The organism is uncultured Aquimarina sp. (assembly GCF_947492115.1).
Taxonomy (GTDB): domain Bacteria; phylum Bacteroidota; class Bacteroidia; order Flavobacteriales; family Flavobacteriaceae; genus Aquimarina.
In genome coordinates this window covers 201,200-217,290 of record NZ_CANLMM010000003.1, presented here as the reverse complement: position 1 = coordinate 217,290, position 16,091 = coordinate 201,200, and the positions used below count along the sequence as shown (strand labels likewise).

Genomic DNA, 16,091 nt, shown 5'->3' with positions numbered 1-16,091 from the left:
ACACACATCAACTTTATTGTCTAATTCAAAAGTTTTACCAATATAAAATTGAAGCTTTTCTTAACGATCAAAAGTTAATCTTTGTGCATTTTTAACATCATAGAACTTAAAGTTCTTATACACCAAACTTCCATTAATAAAAGTATGCGTAATTCTAGATTTAAAAGTTGTACCCTCAAAAGGAGACCACCCACATTTGTACGCAATATTATCTGAATTTACAGTCCAAGGCGCATTCAAATCTACCAAAACAGCATCTGCACAATATCCTTCTTTAATATACCCTCTTTTTGATACTTGAAAAAGAATTGCTGGATTATGACACATTTTTTCGGCGATTTTTTCTAATGAAATTTTACCTCTGTGATAAAACTCTAACATCGCTGGCAAGGCATGTTGCACTAAAGGACCACCTGATGGTGCTTTGGTGTATACATTACTCTTCTCTTCTTTTGTATGTGGCGCATGATCCGTAGCAATTACATCTAATTTATCTGCCAATAATGCTTCAAATAATGCATCTCGATCTTTAGCAGTTTTCACTGCGGGATTCCATTTAATAAGAGTTCCTTTTTGCTTATAATCTTCATCCGAAAACCAAAGATGATGTATACAAACTTCTGCAGTTATTTTTTTCTCTTTCAGAGGAATTTTATTGGTAAAAAGTTCCAGTTCTTTTGCTGTAGAAAGATGAAATACATGTAATCTAGCTCCAGTTTTTTTAGCTAATGCTACAGCACTAGAAGAAGATAAGTAACAAGCTTCTTCACTTCTTATTACCGGATGCATTTCGATAGGAATGTCATCCCCATATTGTTCTTTATATTTTGCTGTATTATTTCTAATCGTCTCTTCATCCTCACAATGAACCGATATTACTAAATCCGTCGATGAAAAAATCTTTTCTAATACTTCTGGATTATCCACTAACATATTTCCTGTAGAAGACCCAAGGAATAATTTAAGCCCTGCCACTTTAGATGGATCTAACTTTATTATCTCTTCTAAGTTATCGTTGGTTCCTCCAAACATAAAAGAATAATTCGCATAACTAGTTTTAGCTGCGATATCAAACTTTTCTTCAAGTTTTTCTACCGTTGTTGTCTGAGGATTTGTATTAGGCATTTCTATAAAAGAAGTTATTCCTCCTGCAACAGCAGCTTTAGACTCAGTTTCGATAGTTGCTTTGTGTGTTAATCCTGGCTCTCTAAAATGAACCTGATCATCGATTACCCCAGGAAATAGGTACTTCCCTTCTGCATCAAAAACCTGAACATCTGGAGATTTTGCACTTATCTGTGCTGCAATTTCTTTGAAAAACCCATTTTCTATATATACGTCTCCATTGAAAATTTTTCCTTCATTAACAATGTTCGCGTTTTTAATCAATACACTATTCATAATTATATATCATAACTATTAAACAAACTCTTTAATTTCATTCCCAAAACTCCAAAAATGGCTTCTGAAATGATTCCTTTACTCATCTTAGAAGCACCACGTGTTCTATCTGTAAAAATTACTGGGACTTCTTTTATTTTAAACTTAAGGAGATAAGCCTTAAACTTCATTTCGATTTGAAAAGCATACCCAACAAATTTAATTTTATCAAGATTTATTTTTTCTAAAACCTCTCTTTTATAACATACAAAACCTGCTGTTGTGTCATGGATATTCATACCTGTAATTAGACGCACATATTTTGAGGCTAACCAAGAGAGTAATACTCTACTCATTGGCCAATTGACCACATTCACTCCAGTTACGTATCTTGATCCTATGGCCACATGAGATGATCCTTTGGCACAAGCATTATACAACCTTATTAAATCATTAGGGTTATGAGAAAAATCAGCATCCATTTCAAAGATATATTCATACGAATTTTCCAAAGCCCATTTAAAGCCCGTAATATAGGCTGTTCCTAAACCAAGTTTACCTTCTCTTTCTAATAAAAACAAATGTTCTCCATATATTTCTTGCAGCTCTTTAACTTTTGCCGCAGTTCCGTCAGGAGAGTTATCATCTACAATCAGTATATCGAAATCACGCTGTAATGCAAGCACATTTTTAATAATACGCTCTACATTTTCAATTTCATTATAGGTAGGTATAATTACTAAGGCGTCTACCATCTGGGTATTTTCAGGCAAATATAACTAAATAATCACTAGATTATTTCCAGTTTTTTTCAGTAAAAATATAGTTTAATAATATAACTACCAGAAGAAATTAGTGTTGCATCTTTATTTACTTTATTTTCATTTTCTTATGTAGCAACTATGATTTAATTTTGGAGCATCAATTATGGAAGTTATTACAAGAGAAATTATAACAAGCGACTGGATTACCATTATATTTCTGGTATGTTTTATATTGTTAGCTACTGCAAAACTCATGAACTCAGTATTGTTTCATGAATTTACAATGCTTTTTAACACAAATAAATATGTGGTATTAAATCATAAGGGGAATAAACTCTCTAATGCATTTAATGCAATACTAATATTAGTGCAAATACTGTCTGTGTCTTTATTTGCATATCTATGCGTTGAAACTTTTCAATGGAAAGTAAACGAATTAAATATGTTATTCTATTTCAAGATCACTTTACTGTATTTATTCGTATTTCTATGCAAAATTTTAATCGAAAAAATTGTTTCTATTGTTTTTTCTATAGAATCCTTGATAGACGATTATTTATTCTATAAAATATCATATCGTAATTTTTTAGGCGTAATTTTATTACCTCTTAATTTATTCTTCATTTATACTGCAAAACCTTCAAAAATTGTTCTTCTAATTATTATAGGATCTTTGGTACTACTTAACTTAATCACTCTCTTTTCTGCCTATAAACGAAATGAAAACATTATTTTAAAGAACTTGTTTTATTTTATTTTGTATCTTTGCGCACTTGAAATCGCGCCCTATTTTATGCTTTACAAACTAATGGTATAATTTAGGAATACGTGTACTAATAAAGATTATATATGAAAGTGAAAACGATTTTGGTGTCTCAGCCAGAGCCTAAAGTAGAGAATTCGCCTTATTTCGATCTTGAAGAAAAGGAAAAGGTAAAAATTGACTTTATACCGTTTATTCACGTTGAGGGAGTAGATGCGAAAGAAGTGAGACAACAAAAGGTAGATTTATCTCAATACACAGCAATTATACTTACTAGTAGAAATTCTGTTGACCACTTTTTTAGAATCGCGGAGGAAATGCGTTTTAAAGTACCTGATACTCTTAAATATTTCTGCCAGAGTGAAGCTGTAGCATATTATCTTCAGAAATATGTAGTTTATAGAAAGAGAAAGATTTATGTAGGAAAACGTACATTCCAAGAACTAACACCTTTGATTAAAAAGTACAAAAATGAAAAGTTCTTACTTCCTTCTTCCGATCAATTAAAACCTTTAATTCCAGACACTTTAAATTCATTGAAAGTAGACTGGAAACAAGCTATTTTTTACAGAACAGTAGTGAGTGATCTTTCTGATTTACGCGATGTATTTTATGATATTTTAGTATTCTTTAGCCCTTCTGGAATTAAGTCATTATTTGAAAACTTTCCAGATTTTAAGCAAAATAATACGCGTATAGCAGTTTTCGGTAATTCTACTGTAAAAGCAGCCGAAGAACATGATTTAGTAGTGAATATTCAAGCTCCTACGCCTGAAACTCCTTCTATGACCATGGCGCTTCAGAAATATATTAAAGAAGCTAATAAAAAATAAGACATTTTTTTTATTTCGATATAAAACTAAAAAGCCTGAAATTTAAATTTCAGGCTTTTTAATATGTGTTACTTTTTATTTATTTAAAAAGCATATCGTTGTGGTCCACCTCTACGAATTTCTTCATTCGCATAAGATTCAAACTTTTTAAAATTCTCTCTAAATGCATTTGTTAGTTTAAATGCTGTCTTATAATAAGCTTCATCATCATTCCACGTTGCTCTAGGACTAAGCACACTAGTAGGAACTCCTGGACATTCTCTTGGTTGTGCTACCCCAAATACCGAATGAATATGATAGTTATCATAAGAATACAGACCTAAATCTCCGTTCAGTACTGCCTGAATCATTGCTCGCGTATATTTCAGTTTTATTCTGGTACCTACACCATAAGGACCACCTGTCCATCCAGTGTTTACCAACCAAACATTTACTCCAGTATCTTTCATTTTGTCAATAAGCATTTCTGCATATTTCGCTGGATGTAAAGGCATAAATGGAGCACCAAAGCAAGCGGAGAATGACGGAGTAGGCTCTACAACTCCTGCTTCTGTACCCGCAACTTTTGCTGTATATCCTGAGATAAAGTGGTATGCTGCTTGACTAGGCGTTAACTTAGAAATAGGAGGAATTACTCCAAACGCATCTGCCGTTAAAAAGAAAATGTTTTTTGGGTTTTTTCCAATAGAAGAATCCTGAATATTTTCAATATGATGTATTGGGTAACTTACTCTTGTATTTTGTGTAATTGAAGTATCTGAATAATCTACCTCTCCGTTATCATCTATAATAACGTTCTCTAAAATAGCTCCTTTTTTAATCGCTCCATATATCTCAGGTTCTTTCTCAGCGGACAGATCAATCACTTTTGCATAACATCCTCCTTCAAAATTAAAAATAGTATTTTCCTTTGTCCATCCATGCTCATCATCACCGATAAGCTTTCTATCGGGATCTGTAGATAAGGTTGTTTTTCCTGTACCTGATAATCCAAAAAATATCGCCGTATCTCCTTTTTCACCAACATTAGCAGAGCAGTGCATTGGCAAGGTATTTTTATATACTGGCAAGATAAAATTCAAAGCAGAGAAAATTCCCTTTTTAATTTCACCTGTATAACCTGTTCCTCCTATAAGTGCTATTTTTCTAGTAAAATTTAGAATAGCAAAATTATGCTGACGTGTTCCATCCACGGCAGCATCTGCCATAAAACCAGGAGCATTAATCACCGTCCACTCAGGATCAAAATCTTTTAACTCCTCTTCCGTTGGTCTTAAAAACATATTATAAGCAAACATATTTGACCAAGGATATTCATTAATCACCCTAATGTTTAATTTGTAATCAGGGTCTGCACACGCATAACTATCTCTAACAAATATTTCTTTCCCAGAAAGATAAGCAATCACTTTATCATATAAAGCATCAAATGCATCTGGCTCAAAAGGAATGTTAATATCACCCCACCAAATCTTTTCTTCAGTAATTTGGTCTTTTACAATAAAACGATCCATTGGAGAGCGACCTGTAAACTCACCTGTATTAACAGCAAGTGTGCCTGATTTTGTAATTCTTCCTTGTTTTTTTTGTACCGTTTCTTCCTGAAGTTCATCAGGAGATAATTGGTAACGTATTGTCGCATTTTCAATACCGTAATGCTTTAACGAAATCGTTTTCGTAATTGGATACAGTGGTTCCATAAAAATATGTTGTGTTTGTTATGTGTGGCAAAATTATAAATAAAAAGTACACCAACCGTCAAAAAAATCACTTAATCTTACTGAGATAAATTATAAAGAAAATCCATCCCAAAATTAAAACAGAACCTCCTAAAGGTGTAATAAAACCAATGCTTTCCAGAGAAATTCCCAGTACTTCATCTAGCACTAATAAATAGATCGATCCCGAAAAAAGAATAATTCCTATTAGGAATAAATAAAAAACACGTCTTCTATGAAGCTGTTGTAGCATATTCATATTTCCTAAGATAAGACAACCAATTGCATGATACATTTGATACCGAACCCCAGTTTGAAAAGAATTGATATTCTTGGCATCCACTAATTTTTCCAATCCATGTGCTCCAAATGCACCTAACAAAACAGCTAATAAAGCTAATATAGCACTAGTAATCAAAATTGTTTTATTCATTCTTTTTTTTGCAACAATTGATCATTTTTTGGTTTAAAAAATGATTTTTAGACATATTTTAGAGAAAAACATAACGAATACTACAAAATCAAGATCTTACTTTTTGATGTATTCATTACTTTCGTATCAAAGTTATCAAAATAATCATTAGTTATGAGAAAGATATTGGTCATTGGTGCAGGTAAATCAACTGCTGTTTTAATCAAGTATTTTCAAGACAAATCTTCTTCTGAAAATTTACACATTACTATCGGAGATATCTCCCTAACTAATGCAGAAGAACTTGCTGCAAATCATCCTAATACCAATGCAATTGCTCTAGATGTTTTTGATCAAAAATCGAGGGAAGATGCCATAAAATCAGCCGATATTATAGTTTCTATGCTTCCTGCTAGATTTCATATAGAAGTTGCTAAAGATTGTCTTCGATTTGAAAAATCAATGGTTACAGCTTCTTATGTAAGTGATGAAATGAAAGCTCTAGATCAGGAAGCAACTAATAAAGGCCTTGTTTTCATGAACGAGATTGGTGTAGATCCAGGCATCGATCACATGAGTGCTATGCAAGTGATCGACCGAATTAGAAATCAGGGCGGAAAAATAATATTATTTGAATCTTTCACTGGTGGCCTTGTAGCACCAGAAAGTGACACTAATCTTTGGAATTATAAATTCACATGGAATCCAAGAAATGTAGTTGTTGCTGGACAAGGAGGAGCTGCTGAGTTCTTGCAAGAAGGAACTTATAAATACATCCCATATCACAAACTGTTTAGAAGAACTGAGTTTTTGGAAGTAGAAGAATATGGTAGATTTGAAGCCTATGCCAATCGAAATTCTCTAAAATACCAAAGTATTTATGGTTTAGATGATATTTTAACCCTATATAGAGGAACTATTAGAAGAGTTGGTTTTTCTAAAGCCTGGAATATTTTTGTGCAGTTAGGTATGACTGCCGATGATTATACATTAGAAAACTCGGAACACATGAGTTATCGAGATTTCACGAACTCTTTCCTTGCATATTCCCCTACAGATTCTGTGGAATTAAAACTGCGTCATTATCTAAAAATTGATCAGGACGATATCATATGGGATAAATTACTAGAGTTAGATATTTTCAATACCAATAAAAAAGTTGGAATTCCAAATGCTACACCAGCGCAAATTCTGCAAAAAATACTAATGGATAAATGGACTTTAGATCATGGAGATAAGGATATGATCGTTATGTATCATAAATTTGGTTATGAAATAAATGGAGAGCGCAAACAAATAGATGCCACAATGGTAAGTATCGGAGAAGATCAAAAGTATACTGCTATGGCAAAAACCGTTGGACTTCCTGTTGCAATAGCTACATTAAAAATCCTGAATAAAGAAATCACAACTCCAGGAGTTCAAATACCAATTCAGGAAGAAGTATACACACCAATTCTTAAAGAACTAGAAGAATACGGAATTATATTCAAAGAAATTGATCGAGAATACCTGGGCTATAATCCTGATGGTGTAAAAGGATAATCCCTACAAGAGTTTCAATTTTATATCGAATGCCTTATTTTTGGTTAAGATTTGAAACTTCTTTTTTATGAAAGGGCAATACGGCAACTTAAAAATTGATGGTATAGACAAAGAGATTCTTCGCAATCTTATGGAAGATGCTCGAAGACCCATCCTAGAAATCGCAAGAAAAATTGGCATATCAGGTGCTGCTATTCATCAAAGACTAAGAAAACTAGAAGCATCAGGACTTATTACTGGATCCAAATTTATCATTGACCCAAAGATACTTGGATATAAAACCATGGCATTTGTTGGTGTTTATTTGGATAAAGCTGTAAGCAACCCTAAAGCGGTAAAACAACTTAAAGACATCCCAGAAGTAATAGAATGTCATTACACCACCGGAAATTGGTCTATTTTTATTAAAATTCTTTGTAAAGACAATGAACATTTAATGAACGTTCTTAATAAAGAAATTCAGGCAATAGAAGGTGTTTCACGAACAGAAACCTTTATTTCCTTAGATCAACAAATTAGTCGACAAATAAAGATCTAATAAACAAAAAGAATGTCTCTATTTAATTATTTCAAAAGAAATGCTTTCTTGAAATTCTTAGTCTTTATTCATCTTATTTTTATTATATATCAAATAGTAAATGATAATTATCTTACTATGCTTGATTCTCTAGAGTACCTAGAATTAAGTAAAAATATTGGTCATTATTTCGAATTTTATTGTGGAGACCTTTCTAAGAATATTGATTACGGATATTACACAAGAAGACCTCCTTTATATTCTATCTTTTTACTAGTTACATCTTTATTTTTTACATCTAAAGCTACAATTATAATCGTACAAAGTTTATTATCCATTTCCAGTATTCTAGTAACGAAAAATTTTTTTGAAGATCAATTTGGGCAAATCAATAAGATCATATTATATCTTTTTACGATATTTTCTTTAAGTCAATTCATCTATGCTAATATGCTAATGAGTGAAATTTTTGTGCAGTTTTTAATTGTTTTGACTATCTATGTAGCCAATCTTATTCTAAAATATAAGTCAACAAAACATCTTCTTATTTACCAATCATTGATTACTCTTTTATTACTAACAAAACCCGTTTTTTATCTTTTAGTAATTCCTAACATCATAATAACATTCATATTTTGCAAAAGAGTATTTCTAAAACCTACGCTAACTTCACTTACTTCTATTATTCCTATAGTAATCGTACTCTTATATTGTCATTGGAATTTTGAACGAACTGGTTCTTATGATTTTTCAAGTATTCAACATGTTAACTTAAAAGATTATAATTTGAAATATTTTCATCTGAACAAATATGGAGAAGAATATGCCAATAAGGTCAATCATGACATAACGGTAAAATCCCGTGAGATCTCGGGGTATCCGAAAAAAATAGAATTTATTAAAACTCAATCCATAGATCATTTAAGCAAGGAATTAATACCGTATATTTTCTTTCATCTAAGAGGTTCTATAAAATTTTTTATTGATCCTGGCAGATATGATTTATTCATGTTTTTTTACCCGAATTCCAACAAAATTTCGGAAGTTGGTTTTTTAAGCCACTTTAATAAAGATGGATTTCTCGGGGTGTTTAAGTTTTTAAAAACTCAACCAACTCCTCTTATTATTTCTTTAGTAATAATTTTGATACTCAACATTGTAAAATTCCTTGGATTTATTTGGTTTTGGCTTAAGAATGCCAAAAACGTAAATTTAATATTTTACGTAATGTTGTTTTTTATCTTATTCCTAGCTGGAATTTCAGGACCAGTGTCAGCTGCTAGATTCACAATACCTATATACCCTCTTTATTTTTTCTTTGCCATTTACGGCATAAATTCTTTCATAAAAATATCAAATCTTACTGTATCAAAACATCTTTAACCTCTCCATCTTCCTGATATTCTGTATCTGTATTAATTTTCCACAAATCTACATGAGTATTGTTTACAATATTCTCAGCAGCAAGAATGCCCATTAAAATAGAATGATCTTGATTATTATATTTAAATGCTCCATATCTACCTATTGGAGTTAATTTATTGATCCCCATCAAATAATTTTCAATAATGTCTAAATGAGATCTATATCCAATTTCATACACAGGATAGCATTTTGGAACTCTTACAATCTTCGTATTTTCTACTACTTCTGTTTCTTCTATTAATTTCAAAGCCTTAAGCTCCTTGATTGCTAAATCACCAAGATATTGATCCGTCTCTTTCCAAATAGGGTCCGAATCAAAAGCCCAAAATTCTAAACATAAAATCGTAGTCTTCTTTCCTCTATTCAAACTTGGACACCAATTCCTAAAATTGGTAATTCTTCCATGTTTGACTTCTGGAGAATGCACATAAATCCAATTATCTTCAAACAAATCTTTCCTATCTATTTCTAGATATACTAGAATAGTATTTCGAAAATATAATCTGTCCACTGACTTCAAAACTTCTTCAGGAACATCATTCATACCATGCAATAGATAGGTAAGAGGCATAGAAGATATCACATGATCAGCAGAATATTGTTCTCCATCTTTTGTAATGACTCCTGTACACACACCATCTTCAATAACAATGTTTTGAATTGGAGTATTTTTATGGATAACTCCACCTTTTTCTATTACATATTCAGCCGCACGTTCATACAATGTTCCTGTTCCATTTTTGGGATAAGAAAACTCATCAACCAACGTTTTATGTTTATTCCCTCGATTTCCCTTAAAAGCGCTCCAAACAGCTTCAAAAAGAGACAATCCTTTGATCCGTTGTGCCGCCCAATCTGCATCTATTTTGGAGCATGGAATGCCCCAAAGCTTTTCGGTATAATATTTAAAAAAAATGGTGTAGAGCTTATTACCAAAGCGATTTGTCACCCATTTTTCGAAAGTATCTGGATTCTTTATAGGAAAAACCCGTTGTTTTGCATAATAATAGAGAATGCCTGTGATAGTTATAAGACTAAGATTACCCAATACATTAAAAATTTTTAGCGGGTAATCAAAAAAGTTCTTGTTGTAAAAGATTCTTGTTAACCTCTCTACTTGGGTAAAATCTTCCTTAATCAATTCATCAAAAAAAGCATTAATCCTAGGGTCTTTAGAAAAAAATCTATGAGGTCCTAGATCTACTCGTTGACCCCAAAGATCAAAGCTCCTAGACATCCCTCCAACGAAGGGAGAAGCTTCAAAAACCACCACTTGCACATTATTCTTCATCAATTGGTAAGCTGCCGCTAAACCAGCTGGTCCAGCTCCAATAACAATCACCTTTTTATTCGACATTGTTAGTCTATCAAAATTAAAGGCAAAAGATACACATATTTGATCTTTGAATAAGAAAAACTACGAGTTTTCGCAATTACTAATCTCTTCTTCCTAAAAACATTGAAATAAAATAAAGTAACGTAGCTAATGATCCTAAAGCTGCTACTAAATACGTTCTTGCCGCCCATTTTAAAGCATCTTTGGCACCATCATATTCTTCATTGGTAACCATATTAGCATCTTCTAGCCAAGCAAGTGCTCGATTACTGGCATCATACTCTACAGGTAGCGTAATAAATGTAAATAAAGTAGTAACAGCGAACAATATAATACCAAGTAGAAATACAAGATTTCCGAATACGCTACCACCTACAGACAAAGCTAGACCTACCATAATTACAATGTTAGAAAACTTACTAGCTATTCCAACTGCAGGAACAATTTTAGACCTCATCGTTAACCAGCTATATGCTGTAGCATGCTGTACTGCATGGCCAACCTCATGAGCTGCTACTGCTGCAGCGGCCGCATTTCGTTGATTATATACTCCCTCACTAAGATTTACTGTTTTATTTCTAGGGTTATAATGATCCGTTAGCATACCAGGTGTAGATATAACTTGTACGTCCCTGATTCCATTATCATCTAACATTTTTTGAGCGATCTCTGCTCCACTCATTCCATTACGCAATTGCACCCTTGAATAATGTTTGAACTTACTTTTTAATTTATTGCTTACATAGGAGCTCACCAAAAAGATAACACCCGCTATGATATAATATCCCATCATAATTAAATACTTTTAAGATTAAAGTTACGATAATAAAAGCAAAAACCTCGCCATAAAGACGAGGTTTTCAGTTAAATAAACTTGAGTTAGCCAATAAGTCGAGTTTAACTTAAATAGTTATTTACATCTTCCAAAGGAAGGTTAAATGCTTCTGAAATAGCAGGATACACCACATCTCCATTAATCACATTCAATCCTTTTCTAAGTGGTTCGTTATCTGCACAAGCGGCTTTCCAACCTTTATTTGCCAATTGAATTGCATATGACAAAGTTACATTGGTTAATGCCAAAGTAGATGTATATGGTACCGCTCCTGGCATATTTGCCACAGAATAATGTACTACATCATCAATAATATAAACAGGATCCTGATGTGTAGTAGGTTTTGTAGTTTCGAAACAACCACCTTGATCAACAGCAACATCAACCAATACAGTACCCGTACGCATATCCTTAAGCATATCGCGTGTGATTAACTTTGGAGCTTTAGCCCCAGGAATTAATACTCCTCCAATGATTAAATCAGAAGTTTTTACATGTTTACGAATAGTATATTCGTTAGAGAATTCAGTATTTACGTTTGCTGGCATTACATCGTCTAAGTAACGTAATCTTTTCATACTAATATCTAGGATCGTAACATCAGCACCCATTCCTGCTGCCATTTTAGCAGCTTGCGTTCCTACAACACCTCCACCCAAGATTAAAACTTTGGCAGGAGCAACTCCCGGAACACCACCTAAAAGAATTCCTCTTCCCTTTAATGGTTTCTCTAGATACTTAGCACCTTGCTGTATCGACATTCTACCAGCTACTTCACTCATCGGAGTCAGTAAAGGCAAACTACGATCTGGATCTTCTACAGTTTCATAAGAAATACAAACGGATCCACTTTCGATCATAGCCTTTGTTAAAGGCTCGCTAGAAGCAAAGTGAAAATATGTGAATAATAATTGATCCTTTTTAATCAATTTATATTCTGGTTCAATAGGTTCCTTAACCTTAATAATCATTTCAGCAGTAGCATAAACCTCTTCTATTGTAGGTAATATTTTAGCTCCAGCTTCTATATATTCTTCATCACTAAAACCACTCTGAAGACCAGCATTTTGCTGAATGAAAACAGTGTGACCATTTTTAACGAGTGCCATTGTTCCGGCAGGTGTTACACCTACTCTGTTCTCGTTATTTTTGATTTCCTTAGGAACACCAATTATCATATTCTTAATTTTGGGTCGAAAATAGATGTTTTCTTGAAATAAAACAATAAAATACCTTTAAAAAATATCTTATCCGTAATTTAGGAAAACATATTGAAAGTTGTTAAAAAACAAGAGAGTCGTTAATTTTATTTAGTTTTTATAACTAAATTTAAAATAAAGTAGAAAAATTCCTGATACTGCAGTAATCGCATTTGCCAAAATTACAGGAAAGCTATCGATCAAAAAACCGTAAACCAACCAACAAAGAACGCCACTTTCAAAAACCAATAACATCGTCATCGATAAACTTTCTGCAGATTTTGTTTTCCAGGTCTTGTATACTTGAGGCAAAAAAGCCACTGTAGTTAATACAGCGGCTATTAATCCTAATATTTCTATGGAATCGATCATATCTGTTGATAAAAAACTGTAAGCCTATCGTAGTCACACTAAGCTTGTCGAAGTGTTATAATACCAAACAAAAAAAGTCTTCGACAGGCTCAGACGGACATAAATTTCTTTCTAAAAATTACCCAACAATGTTCACAATTTTACCAGGTACAACGATCACTTTTTTCGGTTCTCGTCCTGCGAGTTGTTGCTGTGTCTTTTCGTGAGCCATTACTGCTGCTTCAATATCCTCTTTACTCATATCTAACGGAAGTTCCATGGTAAAACGCATTTTTCCATTAAAAGATATCGGATATTGTTTTGAGCTTTCCACCAAATATTTCTCATCAAATATTGGAAATGCTGCTGTAGCAATGGAATCTTTATGACCTAATTTACTCCATAATTCTTCTGCAATATGCGGTGCATATGGAGATACCAGTACTAGTAGTGGTTCTAAAATTGCTCTAGCATTACATTTTTGAGCAGTTAATTCATTTACGGCAATCATAAATGTACTTACAGAAGTATTAAAAGAGAAGTTCTCTATATCTTCTTCTACTTTTTTAATTGTTTTATGTAAGGTCTTTAAGTTCTCCTTAGAAGGTTCCGCATCGGTCACTCCAAACTCTTCTCCATTGTGGTATAGTTTCCAAAGCTTCTTCAAAAATCCATGTACTCCTGTAATACCCGCAGTATTCCAAGGCTTTGCTTGCTCCAGTGGTCCTAAAAACATTTCATACAAGCGTAAACTATCCGCTCCATACTGCTCACAAACTCCATCTGGGTTTACAACATTAAACCATCTTTTAGACATTTTTTCGACCTCACGCCCAACAATATATTTCCCATCTTCTAGTTCAAATTCAGCATCTTCAAATTGTGGTTGCCAATTTCTTAAATCGTTTGGATCCAACTCATCTGAAGCATTAATCATATTTACATCTACGCGAAGTTCTTCAATCTGATTCTTATACTGATCCTTAAGTCCTTTAGAAACATATGTATTCGTACCACTTATCCTATACACAATAGCACTTGTTCCCAAAATCATTCCTTGATTGATCAGTTTTTTTGCAAATTCATCTACAGGAACGATTTCACGATCAAATAAGAACTTCTGCCAAAAACGCGCATATAATAAATGTCCTGTTGCATGTTCGCTTCCCCCTATATATAGATCCACCTCTTTCCAATAGTTGATTGCTTCTTTAGAAAATACTACCTCATCATTATTCGGATCCATATACCTATTAAAGTAATACGAACTTCCAGCCCACCCAGGCATTGTATTTAACTCTAATGGAAAAACGCTAGTGTTATCTATTTTTTCATTACTAACCACTTTATTGGTTTCTGTACACCAAGCCCAAACATCAGCACGACCTAAAGGTGGTTCTCCAGTTTCAGTTGGCAAATATTTTTCTACTTCTGGCAACTCAATAGGCAGATGTTGCAGATCTATCATCTGCGGCATTCCATCTACATAATATACTGGAAAGGGTTCTCCCCAATATCGCTGACGGCTAAATACCGCATCTCGTAATCGGTAATTAATTTTGCCTTTTCCTTGACCGATTTCCTCTAATTCGTAAATCGCTCTTTTCATTGCTTTTTTATAATTAAGACTATCTAAAAAGTCTGAATTCGCGATGATTGTTTTTTCTTTATCTGCAAAAGCTTCTTCGCTGATGTCTACTCCATCAAAAATGTTAGGAATCTCAATCCCAAAATGTTTTGCAAAGTCATAATCACGTTGATCTCCACAAGGAACCGCCATCACTGCTCCAGTACCATAACCTGCTAATACATAATCTCCAATCCAAATCGGCACAGGTTCTTTGGTAAAAGGATGTTCTGCATAAGCTCCTGTAAACACTCCACTAATGGTTTTTACATCTGCCATACGATCACGTTCACTTCGTTTTGCCGTAGCTTCAATATATGCTTCGATCTCTGCTTTTTGTTCTGGAGTAGTAATTTTAGCTACCAATTCATGTTCTGGTGCTAATGTCATAAAACTTACTCCGAAAATAGTATCAGGTCGAGTCGTAAATACCTTAATTACCTCATCATGATCTTTTACGTTAAAAGTCACACTCGCTCCTTGTGAGCGACCAATCCAATTAGTCTGAGAATCTTTTAATGGTTGTGGCCAATCTATCGTTGTTAATCCATCCAACAATCGTTGTGCGTATGCAGAAATTCGCATACTCCACTGAGTCATTTTTTTACGAATTACCGGATGACCACCACGTTCAGAAACTCCATTTACAATTTCATCATTTGCCAAAACAGTACCTAGTTTTGGACACCAATTCACTTCGGTTTCTGCTAAATATGTCAATCTATATTTTAGAAGGACTTCTTGTTTTTCTACGGACGAAAACGCATTCCACTCCTCAGCAGTGAAAACAACCACGTCTTCATCACAAACAGCATTTATAGTTGTATTTCCTTCTTTAGAAAAAACTTCTTCCAGTTCATTTATAGCTCTTGCTTTATCAGCATCATTATCATACCAGGAATCAAAAAGTTGGATAAAAATCCACTGCGTCCATTTATAGAATTTTGGATCACTAGTTTTCACCTCTCTACTCCAATCAAAAGAGAACCCTATTTTATCTAACTGCTCTCTGTAACGGGCAATATTCTCTTTGGTGGTAATTGCAGGATGTTGTCCAGTCTGAATCGCGTATTGTTCAGCCGGCAATCCAAAAGAGTCATATCCTTGAGGATGTAATACGTTAAAACCTTTGTGACGCTTGTATCGCGCATAGATATCACTGGCAATATAACCTAATGGATGCCCAACGTGTAATCCCGCTCCAGAAGGATAAGGAAACATATCCAATACATAATATTTTGGTTTATCGCTATTATTTTCAGCTTTGAATGTTCCATTCTCTGCCCAATAAGCCTGCCATTTGGCTTCAATCGTATTAAAGTCGTAACTCATGATCTGAAATTAAGACCGCAAATTTACGATTTTATGTGAGTTTAATAACAGATC

Annotated in this window: 14 protein-coding genes; 5 read left to right on the top strand and 9 right to left on the bottom strand. The window is 33.4% G+C overall.

What is annotated here, in order from left to right:
- Positions 1-60: 60 nt before the first annotated feature.
- Together Q1A73_RS10560 and Q1A73_RS10555 are read right to left on the bottom strand one after the other, a co-directional pair.
- Positions 61-1,401: a dihydroorotase gene (locus Q1A73_RS10560; protein WP_299605105.1), complete on the bottom strand. Its 1,341-nt coding sequence runs from the start codon at positions 1,399-1,401 to the stop codon at positions 61-63.
- A gap of 2 nt (positions 1,402-1,403) precedes the next feature.
- A complete protein-coding gene (locus Q1A73_RS10555; RefSeq protein ID WP_299605103.1) occupies positions 1,404-2,135 on the bottom strand; it encodes a polyprenol monophosphomannose synthase in 732 nt (243 codons plus the stop codon).
- Between the two features lie 172 nt (positions 2,136-2,307).
- Between Q1A73_RS10555 and Q1A73_RS24590 the strand changes: the two genes are divergently transcribed.
- Together Q1A73_RS24590 and Q1A73_RS10550 are read left to right on the top strand one after the other, a co-directional pair.
- Complete coding sequence (locus Q1A73_RS24590; RefSeq protein ID WP_366141450.1) at positions 2,308-2,961, top strand: DUF4271 domain-containing protein; 654 nt, start codon at positions 2,308-2,310, stop codon at positions 2,959-2,961.
- Positions 2,962-2,993: 32 nt separating this feature from the next.
- Entirely contained in the window at positions 2,994-3,740 is a 747-nt protein-coding gene (locus Q1A73_RS10550) for a uroporphyrinogen-III synthase (RefSeq protein ID WP_299605100.1), read from the top strand.
- A gap of 83 nt (positions 3,741-3,823) precedes the next feature.
- Here Q1A73_RS10550 and pckA read toward each other — a convergent pair whose 3' ends face one another.
- Both pckA and Q1A73_RS10540 read right to left on the bottom strand, forming a co-directional pair.
- The gene (gene pckA, locus Q1A73_RS10545; protein WP_299605097.1) at positions 3,824-5,440 is read right to left on the bottom strand and encodes a phosphoenolpyruvate carboxykinase (ATP); all 1,617 of its coding nucleotides are present in this window, start codon (positions 5,438-5,440) and stop codon (positions 3,824-3,826) included.
- 67 nt (positions 5,441-5,507) lie between these two features.
- Positions 5,508-5,891, bottom strand: a complete 384-nt coding sequence (locus tag Q1A73_RS10540; protein WP_299605094.1) for a DUF423 domain-containing protein — start codon at positions 5,889-5,891, stop codon at positions 5,508-5,510.
- Between the two features lie 153 nt (positions 5,892-6,044).
- On the opposite strand from Q1A73_RS10540, the gene Q1A73_RS10535 reads away from it, so the two are divergent.
- The 3 genes from Q1A73_RS10535 (at position 6,045) to Q1A73_RS10525 (ending at position 9,315) form a co-directional block, all read left to right on the top strand.
- Positions 6,045-7,415, top strand: coding sequence for a saccharopine dehydrogenase C-terminal domain-containing protein (locus Q1A73_RS10535; RefSeq protein ID WP_299605091.1), 1,371 nt, complete (start codon positions 6,045-6,047; stop codon positions 7,413-7,415).
- A gap of 67 nt (positions 7,416-7,482) precedes the next feature.
- Positions 7,483-7,953 (top strand): Lrp/AsnC ligand binding domain-containing protein, encoded by a 471-nt coding sequence (locus tag Q1A73_RS10530; RefSeq protein WP_299605089.1) that lies wholly within the window; start codon positions 7,483-7,485, stop codon positions 7,951-7,953.
- A 117-nt stretch (positions 7,954-8,070) separates the two neighbouring features.
- Positions 8,071-9,315 (top strand): hypothetical protein, encoded by a 1,245-nt coding sequence (locus tag Q1A73_RS10525; protein ID WP_299605087.1) that lies wholly within the window; start codon positions 8,071-8,073, stop codon positions 9,313-9,315.
- Here Q1A73_RS10525 and Q1A73_RS10520 read toward each other — a convergent pair.
- The 5 genes from Q1A73_RS10520 to leuS form a co-directional block, all read right to left on the bottom strand.
- Complete coding sequence (locus Q1A73_RS10520) at positions 9,293-10,714, bottom strand: FAD-dependent oxidoreductase (protein ID WP_299605085.1); 1,422 nt, start codon at positions 10,712-10,714, stop codon at positions 9,293-9,295. The two genes, Q1A73_RS10525 and Q1A73_RS10520, sit on opposite strands and share 23 nt — an antisense overlap.
- A gap of 79 nt (positions 10,715-10,793) precedes the next feature.
- The gene (locus tag Q1A73_RS10515) at positions 10,794-11,486 is read right to left on the bottom strand and encodes a zinc metallopeptidase (RefSeq protein ID WP_299605083.1); all 693 of its coding nucleotides are present in this window, start codon (positions 11,484-11,486) and stop codon (positions 10,794-10,796) included.
- A gap of 104 nt (positions 11,487-11,590) precedes the next feature.
- The gene (gene ald, locus Q1A73_RS10510; protein WP_299605080.1) at positions 11,591-12,706 is read right to left on the bottom strand and encodes an alanine dehydrogenase; all 1,116 of its coding nucleotides are present in this window, start codon (positions 12,704-12,706) and stop codon (positions 11,591-11,593) included.
- Between the two features lie 132 nt (positions 12,707-12,838).
- Positions 12,839-13,099 (bottom strand): SemiSWEET transporter, encoded by a 261-nt coding sequence (locus tag Q1A73_RS10505; RefSeq protein ID WP_299605078.1) that lies wholly within the window; start codon positions 13,097-13,099, stop codon positions 12,839-12,841.
- Between the two features lie 118 nt (positions 13,100-13,217).
- Entirely contained in the window at positions 13,218-16,037 is a 2,820-nt protein-coding gene (gene leuS / locus Q1A73_RS10500) for a leucine--tRNA ligase (RefSeq protein WP_299605075.1), read from the bottom strand.
- Between the last annotated feature and the right edge of the window lie 54 nt (positions 16,038-16,091).